Genomic DNA, 267 nt, shown 5'->3' with positions numbered 1-267 from the left:
ACGTCTGCATCGTAAAAATAAAGGCCGGTGACAGCCCAGTGCGATTTGGGCTTCGCAGGCTTTTCTTCAATCGAAATGGCAGTCATGTCGCTGCCGAATTCGACGACACCGTAACGTTCGGGATCGTGCACATGATAGGCAAACACCGTCGCGCCATCACCCTTGGACGCACCCTCTTCGAGGAGTTCCGGAAGGCCGTGGCCGAAGTAGATATTGTCTCCGAGGATAAGGCAGGATGGTCCGCCCGCCACGAAGTCTGCGCCGATG

General features: G+C 56.6%; 1 protein-coding gene. It reads right to left on the bottom strand.

Annotated elements, in window-relative coordinates; all coding sequences use genetic code 11:
• On the bottom strand, positions 1-267 hold a 267-nt coding region (locus AF337_RS33150; protein ID WP_244471360.1), incomplete at both ends, for a sugar phosphate nucleotidyltransferase.

The organism is Rhizobium ecuadorense, from assembly GCF_001187535.1.
In the GTDB taxonomy this organism is placed as follows: Bacteria; Pseudomonadota; Alphaproteobacteria; order Rhizobiales; family Rhizobiaceae; genus Rhizobium; species Rhizobium ecuadorense.
The sequence above is the reverse complement of the archived record's forward strand: the minus strand, read 5'-3'. Positions and strand labels throughout refer to the sequence as shown.